General features: G+C 63.0%; 17 protein-coding genes. 12 read left to right on the top strand and 5 right to left on the bottom strand.

Going from position 1 to position 15,132, the window contains the following annotated elements:
- Window positions 1–36: 36 nt before the first annotated feature.
- Entirely contained in the window at window positions 37–423 is a 387-nt protein-coding gene (locus V6F88_RS17405) for a DUF6152 family protein (RefSeq protein ID WP_332611006.1), read from the top strand.
- An 18-nt stretch (window positions 424–441) separates the two neighbouring features.
- A complete protein-coding gene (locus V6F88_RS17400) occupies window positions 442–927 on the top strand; it encodes a DUF6644 family protein (RefSeq protein ID WP_332611005.1) in 486 nt (161 codons plus the stop codon).
- A gap of 87 nt (window positions 928–1,014) precedes the next feature.
- Here the strand turns inward: V6F88_RS17400 and V6F88_RS17395 are convergent, their stop codons facing one another.
- Window positions 1,015–2,097 carry a LacI family DNA-binding transcriptional regulator gene (locus tag V6F88_RS17395; protein WP_332611004.1) on the bottom strand — a complete coding sequence of 361 codons (1,083 nt, stop codon included), beginning with the start codon at window positions 2,095–2,097 and terminating at the stop codon, window positions 1,015–1,017.
- A gap of 226 nt (window positions 2,098–2,323) precedes the next feature.
- Between V6F88_RS17395 and V6F88_RS17390 the strand changes: the two genes are divergently transcribed.
- The 7 genes from V6F88_RS17390 to V6F88_RS17360 all read left to right on the top strand — a co-directional run bounded on the left by V6F88_RS17390 (window position 2,324) and on the right by V6F88_RS17360 (window position 9,576).
- Window positions 2,324–3,415, top strand: a complete 1,092-nt coding sequence (locus tag V6F88_RS17390) for a Gfo/Idh/MocA family protein (protein WP_332611003.1) — start codon at window positions 2,324–2,326, stop codon at window positions 3,413–3,415.
- 32 nt (window positions 3,416–3,447) lie between these two features.
- Window positions 3,448–4,362, top strand: coding sequence for a sugar phosphate isomerase/epimerase family protein (locus tag V6F88_RS17385; protein WP_332611002.1), 915 nt, complete (start codon window positions 3,448–3,450; stop codon window positions 4,360–4,362).
- Between the two features lie 124 nt (window positions 4,363–4,486).
- Complete coding sequence (locus V6F88_RS17380) at window positions 4,487–5,665, top strand: aldose 1-epimerase family protein (protein ID WP_332611000.1); 1,179 nt, start codon at window positions 4,487–4,489, stop codon at window positions 5,663–5,665.
- Window positions 5,662–6,423 carry an SDR family NAD(P)-dependent oxidoreductase gene (locus tag V6F88_RS17375; RefSeq protein WP_332610999.1) on the top strand — a complete coding sequence of 254 codons (762 nt, stop codon included), beginning with the start codon at window positions 5,662–5,664 and terminating at the stop codon, window positions 6,421–6,423. Before V6F88_RS17380 ends, V6F88_RS17375 begins: the two co-directional genes overlap by 4 nt.
- A gap of 30 nt (window positions 6,424–6,453) precedes the next feature.
- Window positions 6,454–7,650, top strand: coding sequence for a CaiB/BaiF CoA transferase family protein (locus V6F88_RS17370; RefSeq protein ID WP_332610998.1), 1,197 nt, complete (start codon window positions 6,454–6,456; stop codon window positions 7,648–7,650).
- Complete coding sequence (locus tag V6F88_RS17365) at window positions 7,647–8,795, top strand: hypothetical protein (RefSeq protein ID WP_332610997.1); 1,149 nt, start codon at window positions 7,647–7,649, stop codon at window positions 8,793–8,795. The genes V6F88_RS17370 and V6F88_RS17365 overlap by 4 nt, the downstream gene beginning before the upstream one ends.
- 10 nt (window positions 8,796–8,805) lie before the next feature.
- Window positions 8,806–9,576, top strand: a complete 771-nt coding sequence (locus V6F88_RS17360) for an enoyl-CoA hydratase/isomerase family protein (RefSeq protein WP_332610996.1) — start codon at window positions 8,806–8,808, stop codon at window positions 9,574–9,576.
- A gap of 9 nt (window positions 9,577–9,585) precedes the next feature.
- Here the strand turns inward: V6F88_RS17360 and V6F88_RS17355 are convergent, their stop codons facing one another.
- The 4 genes from V6F88_RS17355 to V6F88_RS17340 form a co-directional block, all read right to left on the bottom strand.
- Complete coding sequence (locus V6F88_RS17355; RefSeq protein WP_332610995.1) at window positions 9,586–10,158, bottom strand: hypothetical protein; 573 nt, start codon at window positions 10,156–10,158, stop codon at window positions 9,586–9,588.
- An 80-nt stretch (window positions 10,159–10,238) separates the two neighbouring features.
- On the bottom strand, window positions 10,239–10,571 hold the full coding sequence (locus tag V6F88_RS17350) for an RNA polymerase sigma factor (RefSeq protein ID WP_332610993.1): 333 nt from the start codon (window positions 10,569–10,571) through the stop codon (window positions 10,239–10,241).
- 358 nt (window positions 10,572–10,929) lie between these two features.
- On the bottom strand, window positions 10,930–11,889 hold the full coding sequence (locus tag V6F88_RS17345; RefSeq protein WP_442880349.1) for an LLM class oxidoreductase: 960 nt from the start codon (window positions 11,887–11,889) through the stop codon (window positions 10,930–10,932).
- A 95-nt stretch (window positions 11,890–11,984) separates the two neighbouring features.
- A complete protein-coding gene (locus V6F88_RS17340) occupies window positions 11,985–12,608 on the bottom strand; it encodes a glutathione S-transferase family protein (RefSeq protein WP_332610991.1) in 624 nt (207 codons plus the stop codon).
- A gap of 116 nt (window positions 12,609–12,724) precedes the next feature.
- On the opposite strand from V6F88_RS17340, the gene V6F88_RS17335 reads away from it, so the two are divergent.
- From V6F88_RS17335 to groES, 3 genes are all read left to right on the top strand, one after another.
- A complete protein-coding gene (locus V6F88_RS17335) occupies window positions 12,725–13,606 on the top strand; it encodes a LysR substrate-binding domain-containing protein (RefSeq protein ID WP_332610990.1) in 882 nt (293 codons plus the stop codon).
- A 401-nt stretch (window positions 13,607–14,007) separates the two neighbouring features.
- Window positions 14,008–14,418, top strand: a complete 411-nt coding sequence (locus V6F88_RS17330; protein ID WP_332610989.1) for a hypothetical protein — start codon at window positions 14,008–14,010, stop codon at window positions 14,416–14,418.
- A 410-nt stretch (window positions 14,419–14,828) separates the two neighbouring features.
- On the top strand, window positions 14,829–15,116 hold the full coding sequence (groES, locus tag V6F88_RS17325; protein WP_006221616.1) for a co-chaperone GroES: 288 nt from the start codon (window positions 14,829–14,831) through the stop codon (window positions 15,114–15,116).
- The last annotated feature ends 16 nt before the right edge of the window (window positions 15,117–15,132 follow it).

The following is a 15,132-nucleotide window of genomic DNA, read 5'->3' as shown; positions in this document are numbered from 1 at the left end:
ATGGCGACGGCCCAACCGCAACCCAGGAGCATCGACATGAAGCTATCGAAGCGCGCGTTATTGGCAGGGCTGGCGCTATCCGCGCTGTGGGCGGTGGCCCCCGCGGCCATGGCGCATCACGGCTGGTCATGGGCGGAATCCGAACAGATGACCTTGCAAGGCACGGTCGAGCAGGTGCAGGTCGCGCCGCCCCATCCCACGTTGAAGGTGCGGGCCGATGACGGTATCTGGGTGGTCGAACTGGGCAATCCCACCCAGACGAAGGAGGCAGGATTCGTCGAGAATTCCGCCAAACCCGGCGACGCCATCACCGCCATCGGCAACCGCGACCAGGACGCCGGCAACAAGCGCATGAAGGCCGTCCAGATCATGGTGGGCGGCAAGACTTACGACATCTATCCCAGCCGCATCAAGAAGCCTTGAACGCCACGGCTTTCAGCCATGCCTGAACTGCTTCGGCTGGCGCTGGAACAGCTTTCGGCCTTGCCCCCGGCGCTGTGGCTGCGACGGTCAGGAACGCTTTATCTACTGGTCAACGCCGCCCATATCGGGGCTATTGGCGTGCTGATCGGTTCTATCATTCCGCTGGACCTGCGGCTGCTGGGCGTTCTCAAGCCCACTTCCTTGGCGCTTCTGGCGCCTGTGCTGGCGCGCACCGCCGCGTTCGGCCTTGCGCTGGCCGTGCTGACCGGCGCCACGCTGTTCACCGTGCGGGCGCAGGAATACCTGGAAAACCCGGCATTCGTGGTGAAGATGGGCCTGTTGGGCGCGGGGGCGATCAACGCCTGGCTGGTGCGCCGGAGCGCGGCATGGGGAAAGGTTTTACAAGGCGGCCGCCCGTCCGGCGCGCTGCGCTGCCAGGCCGCCGTCTCGCTGCTGCTATGGACGGGCTGCCTGGTAGCGGGCAGATGGATAGGGTTTCTGTAGACCGGCGTTCGTCTGGTGTCGAAGATCATTGAAGGAAAATCGCCGGCCCCGGCCCCGGCCCCTGCCTTGCGCGCCGCTGCGCAGCCATCACGGCTCTGGAATATTTTCCCGAAAGATGACCTGAAGCCGCGGCAGGTAGCTGGGTTCGGGCGCGCCCTTCACGGCCGCCACCAGCAGCTTGACGATCTCGCGCGCCTCGACGCGCGGGTTCTGGTCGATCACGGCGTCCATGGTGCGATCCAGCAACAGGCGGCGCGTGGCTTCCGTGAGGTCGTGGCCCACGAAGACAATGCGCTGGGCGGAGGCTGCCTGACTCGAACGGGCCTCGCTTGCCCACCCCTCGGCCGGCCGCGCCTCAGCCGGCCGCGCCTTAGCCGGCCGCGCCTCTTTCAGTGCCCGCGCGATGCCTTGATTGCCGGCGCCGATGTTGTAAATCGCGTGCGGCGGCTCTTTGCGCAGCAGGTCCTGCGTGACGGCAAAGGCGCGGTCGCGGTCGTCACCGATTTCCAGAATGTGGGCGATGCGCAGGTGCGGGAACTCTTCGCTCAGCAGCGAGCGAAAGCCCATCTCGCGTTCTTCGTGGCCGCGATACGCCAGTGACCCCACGAACACCGCGACCCTACGCTCCGTGTGCTGTGGCAGAAACCGGCCCAGCAACAGCGCGGCCAGACGGCCCGCGGCGCGGTTGTCGATACCCACATAGCCCAGGCGCGCCGAGATCGGAATGTCCGACACCAGGGTGCTCACATGCACGCCGCTGTCGCGCAGCGCCATGATGGCGTCGCGCACTTGTGGGTGGTCCAGCCCGACCAGGCCCACGGCCTGCGTCTGCTCGCGCAGCTCGTACAGCTTTTGCGCAAGCTTATTGGCGTCGAATCCCTCGATCAGATGCAGGCGGGCCCGCACATCGGGGCGGGTGGCGGCTTCTTCCAGCAGGTGCCGGCCCAACGCGGTCATGAAGCTGTTGGTGCCGGCGGGCAACACGAAATCGACCCGCACATCCTGGCTGGCGGCATCGGCGCCCTGGACGAAGTAGCCGAGGCGATTGGCGATTGCCAGCACGCGGTCGCGGGTCTTGCCGCGCACGCCGTCGCGGTCGTTCAGCACCCGGTCCACGGTGGCGGTGGACATGCCGGCTTCACGGGCAATGAGGGAAATGGTGGGGCGCATGCGGGATCAGGCTCTCAAGACACCATCAGGACGATGGTAGCGGGGCGATCATAACCCATCATTTGCAATCATTCTGGATCAAAAAGGTAATGTTGCTGCCCAGGAAGCGCCATCCACCTTTACCCCTGATTGTTTTGATGTGATTATCGCGGCTCAATAACATCAAACACCGCACGGCAGGATGCCAGGCAGTCGACAGTGCATACCAAGCCGGCAGGAGGAGCACATGTCGCACCCTACCCTGGTGCCCGACCCGCCCATTCGGGAACGGCGCTTTCGCATCGGCTGCATCGGCGCCGGCATGATCATGGCCGAGTGCCATCTGGCGGCGTACCAGCAGGCCGGCTTCACGGTGGCGGCGATTGCATCGCGTACCCGCGGCAAAGCGGCCGCGGTCGCCGAACGCTACGGCATCCCGCTAGTGCATGAGAATCCGCTGTCCCTGATCGCCGATCCGCGGATCGATATCGTGGACATCGCGTATCCGCCCGACCAGCAGCCCGCTCTGATTCGCGCCGCCTTGCGCGCCCCGCACGTGCGCGGCGTGCTGGCGCAAAAGCCGCTTGCCCTTTCGCTGGACGAAGCGCGCGCCTTGCGCGACGAGGCGCGGGCCGCCGGCAAGATCCTGTCGGTCAACCAGAACATGCGCTACGACCAATCGATGCGCACGCTCAAACAACTGCTTGACCAGGGCGTGCTGGGCACCCCGGTGTTCGCGCAGATCGACATGCACGCCATCCCGCACTGGCAGGATTTCTTGCGCGGCTATGAGCGGCTGACGCTCTCGAACATGAGCGTGCATCACCTCGATGCCCTGCGTTATCTGTTTGGCGAGCCCACCGAGATCACCAGCATCACCCGCCCCGATCCGCGCACCGAGTTCGCGCATCAGGATGGGCTGGTCAGCACGACGCTACGCTTTGACAACGGCCTGCTTGCGCTGTCGCTTGAAGATGTGTGGGCCGGCCCGCGAGCCGAGGGATACCCCGACGACCAGCACATCCGCTGGCGCGTGGAAGGCACCGAGGGCGTCGCGCGCGGCACCATCGGCTGGCCCACCGGCGAGCCGTCGACCCTGAGCTACGCCTCGCGCGCGGCCCAGGGCCATACCGACGGGCGTTGGATAACCCCCACGTGGGACACGATGTGGTTTCCGCATGCCTTCATCGGCGTGATGGAGCAGTTGCAGTACGCGCTGGCCAGCGGCACCGAGCCTGCGTTGAGCGTCACCGACAACGTACGCACGATGGCGCTGGTCGAGGCCGCGTATACGTCCATCGCCGAAGGCCGCACAGTACGGCTGCCGGCTGTTGAATAACCAGACAGAAAAAACAGACGGAGACAAGCATCATGATCCAGACCGGAATCTTCTCGGGTTACTTTCCCTATGAGCTGGAGCGCACCGCCAAGGTGATCCGCTCGCATGGCTTCAACACCGTGCAGCTGGACCTGCATTTCAAGGACATGGAGCTCGGCCCGGGGCAGCTGACCGCGCAGAAATGCGCGCAGATCCGCGACACCTTCCGCCACTACAACCTGCCGGTGTCCTGCATCTCGGCCTACACCAATATCGTTCATCCCGATCCCGCCGAGCGCCAACGCCGCAACGGCTATCTGAAAGAGATCCTTACGCACGCGCGCCAGCTGGGTTCGCCTTACGTGATCTCGGAAACCGGTACGTTCGCCACCGACAGCGACTGGGTGCATCACCCCAGGAACAAGACCGAGGAAGGCTGGGACCAGTGCCGCGCGGTGATCGCCGAGCTGTCGCAACATGCCTATGACCATGGCGCGGTGTTTTTGCTTGAGACCTATGTGAACAACGTGGTGGGATCCGTAGAGGAAACGCTGCGCATGTTCGCCGAGGTGGATCACCCTGGCCTTGGCCTCTTGATGGACCCGACGAACTACTTCGAAGCGCACAACATCGACCAGATGGACCGCACGCTCAATCAGGTGTTCGACGCGCTTTCCGACAAAATCTGCATCGCGCATGCCAAGGACGTGAAGCGTTCGGGCGATGACAAGTCGGAAAAGCACAGCGACATTGGTGACGAGGGCGCGGCCGAAAGCCATACCTTCCGTGGCGTGGGCGAGATCGAGCTGCCGGCACCGGGCCTGGGCGCGCTCAATTACGACCTTTACCTTCAGCGCCTGGCGAAGAAGCATCCCAACATTCCCATCATCATCGAGCACTTGACCGAAGACGACGTGCCGCGCGCCAAGCGCTTCCTGGACGAGCGGCTGCGCGCGAACGGCCTGTAGTCCGCCTGGCGCAACAGCGGCGCACCGCGACGCACCATTCCATTAGGCCCGTGGCGCGCCGCGAACACGATTCTGAACACCGACACCGGCAACCGCGCACCCGCGCCTTTGCCAGGGAGAACTCATGCCTGACATTTACGGAACCTGGATGACGCGCCGCGACGTGGAGGCGCGCACCGGGCAGCTTGCGCAGTTTGCCGGCGTACGCCTGATGACGCTGGACGACGGGTTGGAGCGCGGTATCCGCATGCTGGAGTTCCGCAGCGGCACGGGCCTGCGTTTTACGGTGCTGGTGGATCGCGCGATGGACATCGCCGATTGCGAATACCGCGGCTTCGCCATGGGATGGCAGTCGCCGTCGGGCTACCGCCATCCCGGCCTGCATGACTATGAAGGCGAAGGCGGATTGGGCTGGATGCGCTCGTTCTCGGGCCTCATGATCACGTGCGGACTGGACCACATTCTATTCATGTACGACGCACCGGCCGACAACTATGTGTATGGCCCGCGCAAGACCGCCAAGCAATCCATCCATGGCCGCGTGGGCACCATTCCGGCGCGCCTGACCGGCTACGGCGAACGCTGGGACGGCGATCGCTGCGTGCTGTGGGCAGAGGGCGTCGTGAGCCAGGGCACCGTGTTCGGAGAGCACCTGGAGCTGCACCGCCGTATCGAGATCGAGGTGGGCACCAACGACATCAAACTGTCGGATCGCGTGGTGAACCGCGGTTTCTACCGCACGCCGCACATGCTTTGCTATCACATCAACCTGGGCTATCCGGTGCTGGACGCCGACTCGCGCTATCTGGCGCCGATCCGCGATGTGGTGTGGGCCGCGCACGAGCAAACCTACCGCAAGCAGGGCGTGGGCTACCGCCGCATGCCGGCGCCGCAACTGGGCTTTCATGAGCAGGTGTGGCAGCACGAGATGGCCGCCTCCGCCGACGGTAGCGTCCCGGTGGCCCTGGTGAACGATAAGCTGGGGCTGGGCATGCAGGTCAGCACCTTCAAGCATCAATTCCCTTGCCAGTATCAATGGCAGAACCTGCAATCGGGCCAGTATGCGATGGGCATCGAGCCGTCGACCAACCATGTGCTGGGCCAGGGCGCGGCCCGTGAGCGCAACGAGCTCATCTGGCTTGAGCATGGGCAAGAGCGCCGCTACGACACCACGTTCAGCGTGTTGGGCTCGCCCGCCGATATCGCGGCATGCGAAGCACGCATCCGCGCGATCGCGGTGCAGCCCGAGGCCGATTATCCGTCGTTGTCGGGGCGCTTCGCGCCCATCGCGGGGCGCACATGAGCGCGCGCTTCTCTTTGCAAGGCCGTCGCGTTTTGGTCACAGGCGCGGCGGGCGGCTTCGGTGTGGACACCACGCTTGCGCTGCTGGAAGCGGGCGCCCGCGTGATCGCGCTGGACAACCACGCCGGGCATATCGATCGCTTGCGCAGCACCGTGCCGGCGCGGCTTTCCGACCACCTTCACATCGTGCAGGCCGATCTCGCGGACGCGGGCGCGCTGCAATCGCAGCTTGAGCAGCTGACCGCCCAGGGCCCGATCGATGTGGTCATCAACAACGCGGCGATCTACCCGTCGCGCCCCTTCGAGGAATACAGCGACGCAGAGCTGGCGCGCGTGCACCGCGTGAACGTGGAGGCGGCGATTCAGATCATCCGCGCGGCGCTGCCGGGCATGCGCCAGCAGCAATGGGGCCGCGTCATCAACATCTCGTCGATCACGCTGTCCGGCGGCTGGGAAAACCTGCTGCCCTACGTGCAATCCAAGGGCGCGATGGTGGGCGCCACGCGCGCATTCGCCCGCGAGTTCGGCAAGTGGGGCATCACGGTCAACGCCATCTCGCCGGGCGCGTTTCCCACCGACGCCGAGAAGATCCACCCTGATCCCGAGGGCTACAACCGCATGGTGCTTGAACGCCAGTCGGTGAAGCGCCGCGGCCACGCAGGTGACATCGCGGCGGCCATCGTTTTCCTTGCCTCGGACGAGGCGGGTTTCATTTCCGGACAGACGCTGGCGGTTGACGGCGGCTGGGTCATGCATTGAGGCGCATCGGCGCACGCAAAGGGTAGAAGCATGAGTATTCTTTCTGGCTACAAGGTTCTGGACTGCTCCATCGCCATGGCGGGGCCTTTCGCGGCGCAGCGCCTGGGCGACCTGGGCGCCGACGTGATCAAGATCGAGCCGCCCACCGGCGAATGGCAGCGGCACGCGCCTGCCGGCGGCATCACGGGCAACAAGATCAACGTGTCCTTTCTCTCGCTGAACCGCAACAAGCGCTCGCTGGCGATCGATCTGAAGAGTGCCGGCGGCAAAGAGATCATCCAGAAGCTCGCGGCGCAGGCCGATGTGTTTATCCAGAACTACCGCCCGGGCGTCGCCGGCCGTCTGGGCGTTGACTACGAGACCCTGTCGGCGCTGAACCCGCGCCTGATCTATGTATCGATGTCGGGCTTCGGCGAAGACGGCCCCTATGCCACGCGCCCCGGCCAGGACCTGCTGTTGCAGGCGATGTCGGGCGCCATGCTGTCGTCGGGCCGTGCGGGCGAAGCGCCACGCGCGGCAGGCCAGTATGTGGTCGACGCCGTCACCGCGTATTGCGCCTTCGAAGGCGTGCTGGCCGCCCTGCTGCACCGCGAACGCACCGGCGAAGGCCAGAAGGTCGAGGTCAACATGCTGGATGCAATCACCACGATCCAGATGCAGGAGCTCTCGGTCTACACCGTGGGGCACAAGCCGCAGGTGCGCAGTGCCGAGCCGCATGCCCACGTGTACATCCGCGCCCCCTATGGCACCTTCGCGACAAGCGATGGCTATCTGGCGCTTGCCATGCCCGACATGAAAGTGCTGGCGCGCGTGACCGAAGAGCCGCGCCTGGGGCAGTACACCGACGAGCGCGACGGTTGGGAGAAGCGCGACGAGATTTATGCGCTGGTGCGCGACACGCTTGCCAAGGCCTCGACGGCCGACTGGTTCGCCAAGCTGGATGCCGCCGGCATCTGGTGCAGCCCCGTCTATGGATACGCCGATCTGGTGGAAGATCCGCAAATCGCGCACAACGGCACCTTTGTCGAGTACGAGCATCCGACCGAAGGCCGGATCAAGACACCGGGTTTTCCGATCCGCTTTTCCAAGACGCCAAGCCAGGTGCTGCGCGGCGCACCGCTTACCGGCCAACACACCGACGAAGTGCTGCGCGATTTTGGCTTCAGCGCCGACGAGATCGCCGCGCATGCGGCCTCGGGCGCGGTGCTGCGTGGAACCTCGGAATGAGCGAGCGCGCCCTGCCCTACCGCGGCCTTACCTGGGACCATCCGCGCGGCTTCAATGCCCTGCGCGCCGCCACCGCACGCACGCCGCTTGTGCACTGGGACAAGCAGTCGCTTGAAGGCTTTGAATCGGCGCCCATCGCCGAACTGTGCGCCCGTTATGACCTGGTGGTGCTGGACCATCCCCATCTGGGCGAGGCCCTGGCGCACGATTGCCTGCAAGCGCTAGACACCGTGTTCGCGCCCGACGAGCTGGCGCGGATCGCGCGGGACAGCATCGGGCTGTCGTACGACAGCTATCGCATGGCCGACCGCCAATGGGCGCTGCCGCTGGACGCCGCCACCCAGGTCATGGCCACGCGCGCCGACCGGCTTGACGGCGCCGTGCCGCGCACCTGGCGCGAGGTGCTGGCGCTGTCGCAACGCAGCGGCGCGGTCGCGCTCAGCTGGGGCGGTCCGCACCCGTTCCTGTCACTGCTGTCGATCGCGGCCGCCATCGCGCCCGATACCGACTTGCGCCCGCACGGCGCTTGGCACGACGAGGCGACGCTTGCCGACGCGTGCGATGTGCTTGGCGAATTGGCGCGGCTTACACCCGCGCAGGCGCTGGCTTACAACCCGATTGCGCTGCTCGGCCACATGAGCTCGCGCGATGACATCGTGCTCTGCCCGCTGGTCTATGGCTATGTGAACTACGCCACCAGCGCGGTGGCGAAACCGCTTACGTTCCGCGATGCGCCCGAGGCTGAAGCGGGCAGGCCCGGCTCGATCCTCGGTGGCACCGGCATTGCGATATCACGGCGCTGCATCGTGGGGCCGGAGTTGCGCGCGCATCTGCTGTGGTTGCTTGCCGCCGATACCCAAAGCCGCTTCATTCCGCAGCACGAAGGGCAGCCAAGCCATCGCGACAGCTGGGCCGACGCGAACGTGAACGCGGCCAGCGGCAACTTCTATGCCAACACGGCCCGCACGCTTGAAGCTGCCTCGATCCGGCCAAGGCACGATGGCTACATTGCCTTCCAGACACAGGCCTCGCAGTTCCTGCGTGACGGCGTCGCCGCCCGCGCATCTTCCCAGTCATTGGCGCGCGGCCTGACGCAGCGCTTCCAGGCCAGCCTGGCCGCCGCCTTCAAGCACACCGCAACCTAAGGATTCCGACGTGATCGCACTCGTCAATCTCAGTATCGATGGCCATGTCGCCATCATCGAACTCAATCGTCCCGAGAAGCTGAACGCGATGACGCCCGAGATGGCCGACCTGCTGATCGCGGCGGTAGGGCAATGCAACACCGACTCGCAGGTGCGCGCGGTGATCCTGACCGGCGCGGGTCCCAAGGCCTTCTGCGCCGGCTCGGACATTACCGAGCTGGACCGCTACGCCACGCCCTGGGATTTTCGCAATCGGCTTGACTACTGCGACTGCGTGCGCATGTTGAAGAAGCCCACGGTGGCGGCGATCAACGGCTATACCTTCGGCGGCGGCCTGGAAATGGCGTTGGCCTGCGATATCCGCATCGCCTCGGACAACGCGCGCCTGGGCGCGCCCGAGATCAAGCTGGGCTGGATTGGCGGCGGCGGCATGACGGCGCAGCTGGTCCATGCGGTCGGCCCGAGCAACGCCGCGCTGATGGTGCTGACCGGCGACCCCATCCGCGCCGAGCAGGCGCTGGCCTGGGGCTTGGTGAGCGAGGTGGTGCCACAGGAGCAGTTGCGCAACCGCGCCCAAGCCCTTGCCGCCACCATCGCCTCACGCGCGCCTATCGCGGCCGAGACGGCACGCGTCAACCTGCGCGCCGCGCTGTCGATGCCGCTGGAGAAGGCAGTGGAATACGAGCGCGACCTGCAAGCGATCTGCTTCGCCACCGCCGACGCCAAGGAAGGCCGAAGAGCATTCGAAGAAAAGCGCGCGCCCAAGTTCGAGCGGCGCTGACGAGGACGGTCAGGCGGTCAGGAAGCGCGTGACTTCGGCCCAATCGTTAGTCGACAGGGCAACGTCCTCGAAGTCGCCGGCTTCCTCGTCGTAACGCGAAACACAGAAGCGCTGGCTTCGGCCGGATTCGCGGTCGGCGTAGTCGGCGTAGTCGACATACACCTTTAGCCCGCGCTCCTTGTTCTCGAACGAGGGAGCTGCATCGATATAGCTCGATGCGTCGACATACCCTTCGGGAAGGGGCGGCAGGGTTGTGATGTCGAAGTCGGGAAACTCTCGACGAAGTCGTTCAAGGTTCATATGGGAAGCATGTAGAGGCTGGCGGCCTGACATTTTACGTTGAATGTACTGACTCAACCGGTTCGCGATCACCTCTGGACGCCAGTGAGCAAATAAGGGGACGGCAATCGACGGCTTTCGGCCTCGCTTTGTCACCACGTCACGTAACTTATTCGAAAAGGTCCTCACCGACTTATTGGCAACCTGCTGCCGGGTTACCTCATTCCAAATGACATTCTCGGGCGCTCGCTGGTTGCCGTAACGTGATGCCCAAAACGCTGCTTCGTGTGTACCGTTGTCCATCGTTCTGCCCCGATCCGTAATCAGTACGTGCCGCGCACCGTCAGCATCCAGTTGCGCGGAGCGCCGTATAGTGTTCGACGCTATTGACGGACAGCCCCATCCGCGATTTCAGGTTGGGTCAGACCGTCGAGGCGGTGCCAGATATAGGCCTGCCGGCACTTCTCTGGCAACTGCGCCAAAGCGTCGTCGAGCGCCGGATGTTCGTGATCGACCAGATCATGTAGCGGCACGGCGGCGCGTTGGCTGAGCTTGCGCAGACCGCTTGCCAGGTTGTTGCGGCTGGCTTGATAGAGATAGGCACACGGATCGGCCAGCGCGGCGCCTTCTCGCTTGAGCATGCCGAGCGCGGCATCCTGCAACGCATGTTCGGCCTCCTGGCGATGCTCGCAGCGACGCGTCCAGTCGCGAAACATCGTCGCATACTTGACGAGCCAGCTATCGGGCGGCGGAGGGGTCGGCACTGTCGGGAACGGACTGCGAAGGAGGCCGGATCATAAATGATAATAGTGTTATTTCAATGATCCGCCGATGCAGCAACGGTTGCCAAGGGCGTTGCTTTCCCAGCCTTTCCCCTGCCCTGATTCCACGGAGCGTGCCCCGCCACATTGACACCGAATGCAGGACCGCATCAACGTTGGGCAGAATTGCTCCGTGCATCGGTTGCGCGACTCTTGTTTACAGGCCCAGCAAGCGATCTACGGCATGCGCGATGGTGCCAGCGTTGTTGGAAAAGGTGAGCAACGACGATGGGCAGAAAGCGCGTGTCTCCTCTCACCATCCAACAGCAGAGGACGGCACGCCTTGATGCGATGGAAACCGTGGCAGCACGTCCTCCGACAGCTCCTGCAGGACGTCTGCCGGCGCGCGCTGTGAAAACTGTATTCCCAGCGCTGCATGGTTCACTCCCGCCGCCTGCCAGGTCTCCAAAAGCGCAATCAGCCCCTTGCGCCCTGTGCGCAGGACGTAGCCGCCGTGTAAGGGCGTGCGAGGATAATCAGGATCATCTACCAGATCGATCCATTCGTTGGTCATATGCGGGCGGAACGCCCCGCCGGGGATGAGTGCACGCCAGGCACGGATTTTTTCCGACAGATGTTGAGGGCCGATAGCATCGTGGGTCGAATTGGGGTACGTCAGCCAGCCATCTGCGTGCTCGGCGATCCATGCAAGCGATTGGCCCGACGAGCCCGTCACCATCATGGGAATGGTGCCGACGACGGGCTTGGGAAGGAACTCGGCGCCCGAAAAGCTTCCCAGCGGGGAATCAATCTCCAAGAGTCCCGTATGCATGAGTTGGCGTATGTAGCCGATCCCCTGCGCGAAGCGCTCTGCCCGACGCGCGTGTTCCAACCCATAAGCGGGGAATTCTATCGGCCTATCGCCGGATGCCACGCCCATAACCAGGCGGCCACCCGAAAGCTGATCGATAGTCGCGGCCGCCTTGGCCAGGTCGATGGGATGGCGCAAGGAGAGGACGGCACTGCCCGTTGCAAGCGACACGTTCTTGGTTCGCGCGGCGAGAAACGCAAGATAGGTAAAGGGATCGAATACCTGCCCCGCGTCGCCAAAAGACGGGTCGAACAAGGGCACGTCCCGCACCCACACAGCAGCGAAGCCATGCCTGTCGATTTCAGTGACTAAATCGGCTTGGCCAGCGAGCGCCTTCATGTTTCCTTCATACCGTCGAAGCGGCAGGAAGACGCCAACCGTCAGACTGTCCGGCGCAAACATACGGCGGTATCCGGCGTGCGAGTGAAACGAGGCGAGCGGGGCGCCGGCCTTCTGCGGGAAGGAGCTGGTTTCGTTCATGGATTTCAACATTGGGTTCATGCGCTTGTAGCCGGAGCTGGCAACGTAATGCCCGCGCGCACCGCAGGCCGATCCGCAACGCGCTCATGCCACGCGCTCAGGTGAAGGTGCCGGCTGAAGTCGAAACCGACAATCCGCGCGATGTGCATCCAGCCGAAATGGGCGATGTCGGCAATGGAATAGTCTTGGCCGGCGAGATAGCGGCGCCCTGAAAGGACACGATCCAGCACGGAAAACGCCTCTTCCGTGAGGTGGCGATATCGGTCGATGGACGAGGCCGAGGCCTCTGGCGCGAATAGTTCGAAGTGCACACGTTGGCCCAGCATTGGACCCACACTGGATGCATGGAACTGCAACCACTTGATCGCCTCCCAGCGCGAACGCAAATCGGAGGGCAGCAGCTTTCCTGTCTTCTCGGCCAGATAAAGCAGGATCGCTGCCGACTCGAAAAGTTCTATCCCGGTATCGCTATCCGTCAGCACAGGGATACGACCATGGGGATTGAGCGCGAGAAAGTCTGCCCGGCGATGCTCACCCTCATCAATACGCACATGGTGGAGGCGATAGGGCAAGGAAAGCTCTTCAAGCGCGATGGTGGCCTTGAAGCCATTAGGCGAGCTGTCGGTATAGAGATGCAACATGATATTTATAGATAAACTAAATTGAGAAATAACGCCGACCTCAAATTCTCATCTATAAAGCTGGTCGTCTGAAGCGATAATTTCTCCTCCCCATATTTAGCAAAACTAAAATCCTAATGAACTACCCTTTACAGGCGCTACGCACGTTCGTGGAAGTTGGACATCGGGGCACCGTCAAGGCTGCCGCGCAGGCCCTGCATGTGACTCCGGGCGCAGTCAGCCAACAGATTCGATTGCTCGAAGACCGACTGGGTGTTGTTTTGCTGACGCGCGAGCGCCTCGGCATGCGCTTGACTGACGCCGGTACCAGCTTCCACGCGAAAGTGTCAGATGCGTTTCGTCAGATCGACCACGCGGTACATGCTCTGGAGGCGACCAAGAAGAGAATGAGCCTGACGGTAAGCACGGTCGCCACATTTGCCGCGTCCTGGCTCGTACCCAGGCTCGGGCATTTCAAGCGTTTGCATCCTGAAGTCGAAATCCGCGTGGAAGCGACGTCTGAGTTGGTGAATCTGCACCGTGATCGTGTGGATGTGGCCGTGCGCCATGGGCTTGGGGATTATCCCGGTCTGGATGTCAAACCGCTTATGGCTCCGGCTTTGATTCCTGTGGCCTCAGCGGAATTTCTTCACACCCACCAGGCCGTCATCCGCGAGACGCAGGATTGCCTGAACTATCCTCTGTTGCACGATTCTGATCGGGCCGATTGGCCGCTCTGGCTGAAGGCGCATGGTGGCGTCGAAGATGCACGCGCAGAGCGCGGCAGCGCATTTGACGATGATTTTTTGCTTATCCGCGCGGCGGAGACCGGCCAGGGCTTGGCATTGATCCCGCAAGCCTACGCCGAAGATGAAATCGCGGCGGGACGGCTCGTACAAGTGCTGGACAAACCGTGGCCGGCAAGATTTGCCTACTACGTAGTGACGCGGCCAGGGGCGACTGAGCGGACCGAGGTGAGCATGTTCATGGATTGGATATTGCAAGAGGCTGCTCGATAGTTCGAATCGCATACGGCGGCATGCAGTGGGCCTGGCCAGGATCGACATGACTTTCTGAGTCGCCGCGGATCGCCGCGAAGGCCAGCTCCCGGCCAGGAACGGTCGCGGGAGATCGGGGTCCGTATGGTGTGTAAAACGCATTCAAGCGCTATTCGTGCCAGAGGGGTAGTACCGGAATTTAGGTGCGCGCAGGGCATCGCTATTCGCCAGGATCGCAATGCCGGCTTGCGTTGTGGGCATCTGACACCCCTCGTGTCGCGCGAATAACGCCCGTCGCTTGCCGGATGCTATCTTGCCCTCTGAACGCAGACGCCATTCAGACACAGTCAGCGTGCCCGCACATCCCACTTCGGGTCGAATGCGATGGCACTACCATCCGAACAAATTAGGGTTCACTGAACATGCTTACAGATATCCTGGTTGCCTCGACTGAAGACATCCCCGCGATTCTCTCTGGCGAGTCGGCCAACTGGCCAATCTTGAAGTTCAAAGCGTTGGACAACATGGTGCTGGCCGGACTATGGTCCGCGCTCGGCGGAACGACCGCCACAGAATTTGAAGGCGAAAAGCACCTTCGTGCGCACACGCAAGAGCGATGGGTCTTCGAGTTCCCTGAGGACTTTGTGCGCAGGCTTTCAGCCGCGCAGTCAGAAGCCATTCCAGGCATATCTGCTGTCTGGGCCAAACACGACGAAATGGTGCACATGGGCGCCGATGGTCCGGCCATCGAGCCGGTTGTTGAAGCTTTGTCTAAGTTTGCTCGGGAAGCGACGAGCCAAGGAAAGCGTCTCTTCCTTTCGATGAGCCTCTAATCGAATGACTGCTTTCGGGAGAGTCGAAGGACTGCTTCGGGTCGAAAGCGGAAGTTCTCTGAAAGCCGGTCAAGCCTACCGCTCACCCCTGACGACCCGGTGCCAAGAGATTCTCAAAAAACCGGACTCGGGGCTAAGTACCTTTGGGGCTGAAATCGACCCAAGTGCCTGATCTGCTTTGGGCTGACACGTTTTATTTAATCTCGATCCGCATGACGCAAATCCCAGGTTCGGCGGCGTTTGACACTCACTTGCGACGCCCCCCGCCCCCAAATATGTAACAGCCGCCCCTCCCCCCCTTGAACCCTGCAACATCATCCCTATAATTAGCACTCGACACCGGTGAGTGCTAACAGCCCTCCCGGGGCTAACCGATCATTCACTTTCAATCAAGTAAACAGGAGTTCCTCATGGCCTTGCGTCCCCTGGGCGATCGCGTGATCGTCAAACGCCTCGAAAACGAGCGCAAGACTGCCTCGGGCATCGTCATCCCCGACAGCGCCGCAGAAAAGCCTGATCAGGGCGAAGTCGTGGCCGTCGGCCCCGGCAAGAAGACCGAAGACGGCAAGATCCTGCCGGTCGACCTGAAGGCTGGCGACAAGGTTCTGTTCGGCAAGTATGCCGGCCAGTCCGTGAAGGTTGATGGCGAAGAACTGCTCGTCATCCGCGAGGACGAAATCCTCGCCGTGGTTCAGTAAATCCCGCCTCAAACGA

Origin of the sequence: Achromobacter sp. ESBL13 (assembly GCF_036668755.1) — a bacterium.
Lineage (GTDB): Bacteria > Pseudomonadota > Gammaproteobacteria > Burkholderiales > Burkholderiaceae_B > Achromobacter.
Note: the sequence above shows the minus strand (reverse complement) of the source record. Positions and strands in the feature narration are given on the sequence as shown.